Consider the following 5,546-nt stretch of genomic DNA (forward strand, 5'->3'; position numbering starts at 1 on the left):
GTTTGGGAGACGCGCGCAGGCTATCGACGCATCAATGAATTCGCCAGTGGCGGCGTTGGACCCCATGATATCAAACGGATCGCGGGAACCGAGGTTTTGGTCGTCGCAAATGGTGGCATTGATACGCACCCAGAGACGGGCCGTACGAAGCTCAACATCCCGACGATGGCGCCAAACCTCAGCTATATCGACAACGGCGAGGTCATCGAGATCGCAGAGCCGCCACGCGCGATGCACAAGAATTCCATCCGCCACCTCGCGCTCGCGCCAAACGGCGCCGTGGCCTTTGGCATGCAATGGCAAGGCGATGGTGCTGCGCCCAATCTGGTTGGCCTGCACAGACGCGGTGCACCTTTAGAATTTATGCAAGCAAGCCCCGCGCAAACCCGTGCAATGCAAGGCTATGTCGGCAGTATTGCGGTGTCGGGCGACGGGGTGCAGATCGCTGTGACCTCGCCGCGTGGCGGCATCGTGCAAAGCTATGACATCAACACCGCGCAGCTCAACGCCACTCAAACACTCGACGATGTCTGCGGCGTTGCGCAAACCCAAAATGGGTTCGCGATCACCACTGGCACTGGCCTTTTGCAAAACGAAACAACCCAGCGGCGCGCGGCGCAGCTCAAGTGGGACAACCACCTGATCAACGTATAAGCCCAAACGCAAAACAGCGCCCAAAAGGCGCTGTTTCCTTGTCTCATCACACTGACGCGATCCGGCTTAATCCAGACCAAGCATCCGGCGGTTGGCCCCAGCATCCGCACCATCAGTGGTAAAGTCGTCAAAGGCTTTTTCCGTCACGCGGATCAAATGATCCTTCACAAAGGCCGACCCTTCGGTCGCGCCATCCTCTGGATGTTTAATCGCGCACTCCCATTCCACAACGGCCCAACCATCAAAATTGTTGGTCGCCATTTTCGAGAAGATCGATTTGAAATCCACCTGACCATCGCCGAGCGAGCGGAAACGCCCCGCGCGGTTTTCCCAAGACTGATAGCCGCCATAAACGCCTTTGCGTCCCGTCGGCTTGAACTCTGCATCCTTCACATGGAACATGCGAATGCGGTCTTTGTAGATGTCGATATGATCCAGATAATCCATGCACTGCAGCACAAGATGCGACGGATCATAAAGCATATTACAACGCGCATGATTGTTGACGCGATCCAACATCATTTCGAACGTATCGCCATCATGTAGATCTTCACCGGGGTGAATTTCAAAACAGACGTCCACGCCCTGCTCTTCCGCATGATCAAAGATTGGCAGCCAACGGCGCGCCAATTCATCGAACGCTTCTTCGACCAATCCCGCTGGGCGCTGTGGCCACGGATACATATAAGGCCATGCCAGCGCGCCCGAGAACGACACCGTGCGATCAATGCCAAGGTTGCGCGATGCGGTGATCGACTTTTTCACCTGATCCACGCCCCAGGCTTGCCGCGCTTTGGGATTACCGCGCACTTCGGGCGCTGCGAAATTGTCAAAAGCCATGTCATAGGCTGGATGCACCGCGACCAGCTGCCCTTGCAGGTGTGTTGAAAGATCGGTGATCTCCACCCCATTCTCGCGCGCTTGACCGGCTAAATCATCACAATAGGCCTTGCTGCTGGCCGCCTTATCCAGATCAAAGATGCGCCCGTCCCATGATGGGATTTCCACGCCTTTGTACCCGAATTCAGCCGCCTTCTTGGTAATGCCATCCCACGTGTTATACGGCGCTTCGTCGCTGACAAACTGCGCCAGAAATAACCCCGGCCCTTTGATAGTCTTCATAATGTGTCCTCCCGATTGGGTGTTGTTATAAGAGTGAAGTGCGAATGTGCTGGTATCCGTCGCGATAAACGGCCTCTGGGGATTCAGCGAAATCGCGCCAGACTTTGGTGGCCGCAGCCAAATCTGGCAGCCCGCGCCCGAAGGCTTCGATGGTCAACCAACCGTCATATCCGGTGTCTTTGATCGCAGCGAAGGTTTCGGCCCATGGGATATTTCCACGCCCCGGCACCCCGCGATCGTTTTCTGAGATATGGATGTGATGCACGACGTCTCTGTTGCGCGTAAGTGCACCAATGGGATCGGTTTCCTCTATGTTGGCGTGAAACGTGTCGTACATCGCGCGAATATTCGGATGGTCAATCGCGCGAATATGCGCGGCGAGCGCATCCATTGTGTTGAGCAAATAGCACTCAAATCGATTGAGCGCTTCCAAACAAACGGTGACGCCGCACTCGCGCGCATGCTGGCCAATTCTGCGTTGGCTCTCCAAAGAATGCTCAAGCTCTTGCTCTGTTGGTCCTGATCCAGAAAACAATCCCAATGTCGAATGGAGCGGGCCACTGATGCGATCAGCGCCCAGAACCTGCGCGCAATCAATTGCCCATTTCATCTGATCGATGCCCGCCTGCCGCACAGCCGCATCAGGTGAGATCAAATTATGGGCCGGATCGCCCAAGGCCGTCACTGCGGTGCGCTCTAATCCGAGATCATTCAACATACGCGCCGTTGCGGCATAGTCGTCAGCCGCACCGGAGAAGACAGGAATTTCGACACCATCAAAGCCCGTCTTACGAATATCGCGCAAAAGCGGTTCATGCTCTAGGCCAATCTGGGTCGTCCAAAGGAACATACACATGCCAATTTTCACCGCGCTCTCCCCTTCTTCGTTAGAATTGGTAATACCACAATTGCATTCTCGGTCAATCTGAACAAATCACAGACGCAAAGAAAATGAATGAAAAACAGAGAATATCCCAATTATTACTACTCAATTTGCAATGACATTCGGAATTTAGCGATTTCTCAGGCTTGACCCACGGAAAGTTTGAGTGATAATTGGTCCAACCAATTTATTGCCTTCGCGCTCGATCATGAGATCGTTTCGCAGTGAGGCACCTGACAACAAAGAGGAAACAAGATGCATCTATCGACTCACAACTGGATGCGCGCAGAACCGTTGGAAACAACCGTGCGCCGGATCAAAAAAATGGGCTACGAGAGCATCGAAATCTCTGGCGAACCGGATCAATACGATACCAAAGAGACACGCGCTTTGCTGAAAGAAACCGGCATGCGGTGCTGGGGCGCAGTGACGCTGACATTGGGCGAACGCAACCTTGCGGCAAAGGATCAGGGCCAGCGCGAACGTTCCGTGGATTATGTGAAAAGCGTTCTGACAATGGTGAGCGAGCTGGAAGGTGAAATCATCACCCTTGTCCCCGCAACGGTTGGTAAAGTGGTCCCAGATGGCACCCCAGAAGAAGAATGGGATTGGGTTGTTGATGCGACTAAAGAGTGCTTCCATCACGCGAAAAAAGTCGGTGTTAAGATCGCGATTGAGCCTCTGAACCGCTTTGAGACGTACTTCTTTAATCGCGGCGCTCAGGCCTTGGCGCTTGCCGATGCTGTCAGTCCCGAAGTGGGCGTCTGCCTTGATGCATTCCATATGAACATTGAAGAAGAGGATATGTATCAAACGATCCTCGATATGGGGGATCGTCTGTTTGATTTTCACGTCGCTGAAAACAATCGTTTCGCTGCCGGACTTGGTCATATTGATTGGGCGCGCGTGGTCAAAACGCTCGAAAAAGCAGGATATAACGGCGCGCTGACCAACGAATTCGTCGCCCCCGTAGATCGCACCCCTGCTGCGCCTTATCCCGATATGGTGGACACAAACCCAAGCGACATTTCACCCGAGCAATTGCAGTTCATTCTCGATCACGGATCAAACGTGCTGACAGAAGACTTCTACGCCGATCAAATGCAAATCACCGCAGATACGATCCTGCCGCTGATTAAGTAATTGATTTCTCTTCGCATGTGGCCTCTGGGCTGCGGGCGAGCGACAAAGGGTTTGTTATGAAAATTGCATCAGCTGAGGCATGGTGGGTTCAAATTCCGATTGAGCCCGAGAAGCAACATGTCAGTGATTTTGGGCGACTGCGCACCTTCGATGCCGCGATTTTGCGCATTGAAACCGATGATGGATTGGTCGGTTGGGGCGAAGCCAAGAATGCGGCGGGCAGCGCTGGAAGTTACGGCACGCTTGTCCATCTCTTGAACCATGAATTCGGCCCGAAAATCATTGGCAAAGACCCAGCTGATGTCACGTGGATCTGGGAAGATCTCTATAACGGTGTGCGCGCTGAAAAAGCGCGCAGCTCTGGCCATGTGATGCCTGAACTCGCACGTCGCGGCATGACCATTGCCGCGATCAGTGCAATCGATATCGCCCTCTGGGACATTCTTGGCAAAGCGGATGGCAAACCTGTCTGGCAGCTGCTTGGGGGGCGCAAATCTGATCGGTTGCGCGCCTATGCCTCTGGCGGTTGGGCCGACAAGGATAACATCGGCGATCAACTGCTTAGCTACGTTGACGCGGGCGGCTTTGACGGGCTGAAAATGCGCGTTGGCTCTATGGATGGCACGCCACAACGCTCTGCCGAACGCGTGATCGCTGCGCGAAAGGCAATCGGCCCCGATATTGATCTGATGGTAGACGCTCACGGAACCTTCAGCGTCGCGGATGCCAAGCGTTTTGCTTACCTTGTGCGCGATTGCGATCTCGCATGGTTCGAAGAGCCCGTGACCGGCGACGACAAGCTCGGCATGGCCGAAGTGCGCGCCGCCTCCCACGTGCCGATCGCCGCTGGGGAATCCGAAGCGACACGATTTGATTTCCGCGACATGATCACCGCGCGCAGCGTTGATATCTTGCAACCCGACCCCGCCTGCTGCGGCGGTATCACAGAAACGATGCGCATTGGTACGCTCGCTTCTGCCTTCAACTTACGCCTCGCGCCGCACCTTTGGGCCGGTGCGCCCTGTTTCTTTGCGGGACTGCATGTTTGTGCGGCATCTCCCGCGAGCTTTACCGTTGAATTCTCGCTCGGCGCGAACCCGATGATCCATACGTTGTCAAAGACGCCCGTAAAAGTTAAGGACGGAATGATTGCCATTCCCGAAACCCCTGGAATCGGGTTGGATATGGATGAAAGTGTAATTGGTAAATTCGCCAAAAAAGGGTGACATGCAACAAGAGGACTTCCTACCCAAGCTCGCAACGCATCTGATCGTTGTCGCCAAGGCAAACGGCGGCAAAGCCCCTTCAGAGCGCGAATTGGCAGAACACTTCGGTGTCAGCCGCGGACAAATCCGTGAATCGCTGGCGATTTTGGAAGCCATGCAGGTCATTGAGCGACGCGCCAAATCCGGAATTTACCTCAACAACGGGCAGCAAGGCATTGAACAGCTTGCATTTTTCGCAAGAGCTGGATTGCCCGTTGATCCAAAACAGATTTACGAAGCGGTTGAAGTTCGTAAAATTCACGAGATCAAAGCCGCAGAACTTGCAGCAGACCGCGCAACGGACGAAAATTTTGCTGCGCTGGAAGACATCCTGAGCAAATCCGAAAAGCTCGTGAACGAAGGTAAAGGCCTCGAACAGCTCGATCACGACTTTCACTTGGAAATCGTGCGCGCAACGCAAAACGAAGTCTTCTACAAACTGTGCACGACCTTTTACGTTCTAAGCGAAAAACGGTTGG

The 5,546-nt window shown here is 54.1% G+C and carries 6 protein-coding genes; 4 read left to right on the plus strand and 2 right to left on the minus strand.

Annotated elements, in window-relative coordinates; translation table 11 throughout:
- On the plus strand, positions 1-654 hold a 654-nt coding region (locus ABJQ89_RS02090; protein WP_348494620.1), incomplete at its 5' end, for a DUF1513 domain-containing protein.
- A gap of 66 nt (positions 655-720) precedes the next feature.
- Here the strand turns inward: ABJQ89_RS02090 and ABJQ89_RS02095 are convergent.
- Together ABJQ89_RS02095 and ABJQ89_RS02100 are read right to left on the minus strand one after the other, a co-directional pair.
- Positions 721-1,776 (minus strand): sugar phosphate isomerase/epimerase, encoded by a 1,056-nt coding sequence (locus tag ABJQ89_RS02095; RefSeq protein WP_348494621.1) that lies wholly within the window; start codon positions 1,774-1,776, stop codon positions 721-723.
- A gap of 25 nt (positions 1,777-1,801) precedes the next feature.
- Positions 1,802-2,644, minus strand: coding sequence for a sugar phosphate isomerase/epimerase (locus ABJQ89_RS02100; protein WP_348494622.1), 843 nt, complete (start codon positions 2,642-2,644; stop codon positions 1,802-1,804).
- 270 nt (positions 2,645-2,914) lie between these two features.
- Here ABJQ89_RS02100 and ABJQ89_RS02105 point away from each other — a divergent pair, with 270 nt between their 5' ends.
- From ABJQ89_RS02105 to ABJQ89_RS02115, 3 genes are all read left to right on the plus strand, one after another.
- Positions 2,915-3,802 (plus strand): sugar phosphate isomerase/epimerase, encoded by an 888-nt coding sequence (locus ABJQ89_RS02105; protein ID WP_348494623.1) that lies wholly within the window; start codon positions 2,915-2,917, stop codon positions 3,800-3,802.
- 56 nt (positions 3,803-3,858) lie between these two features.
- Positions 3,859-5,028, plus strand: coding sequence for a mandelate racemase/muconate lactonizing enzyme family protein (locus ABJQ89_RS02110; RefSeq protein WP_348494624.1), 1,170 nt, complete (start codon positions 3,859-3,861; stop codon positions 5,026-5,028).
- A 1-nt stretch (position 5,029) separates the two neighbouring features.
- A partial coding sequence (locus ABJQ89_RS02115; RefSeq protein WP_348494625.1) for an FCD domain-containing protein occupies positions 5,030-5,546 on the plus strand: 517 nt, incomplete at its 3' end.

The sequence above is a fragment of the Planktotalea sp. genome (genome assembly GCF_039984035.1).
Lineage (GTDB): Bacteria > Pseudomonadota > Alphaproteobacteria > Rhodobacterales > Rhodobacteraceae > Planktotalea.

Coding starts and splice junctions, on each gene's coding strand:
- ABJQ89_RS02095 (WP_348494621.1), bottom strand. CDS start 1,776: ATGAAGACTATCAAAGGGCCGGGGTTATTTCTGGCGCAGTTTGTCAGC.
- ABJQ89_RS02110 (WP_348494624.1), top strand. CDS start 3,859: ATGAAAATTGCATCAGCTGAGGCATGGTGGGTTCAAATTCCGATTGAG.
- ABJQ89_RS02105 (WP_348494623.1), top strand. CDS start 2,915: ATGCATCTATCGACTCACAACTGGATGCGCGCAGAACCGTTGGAAACA.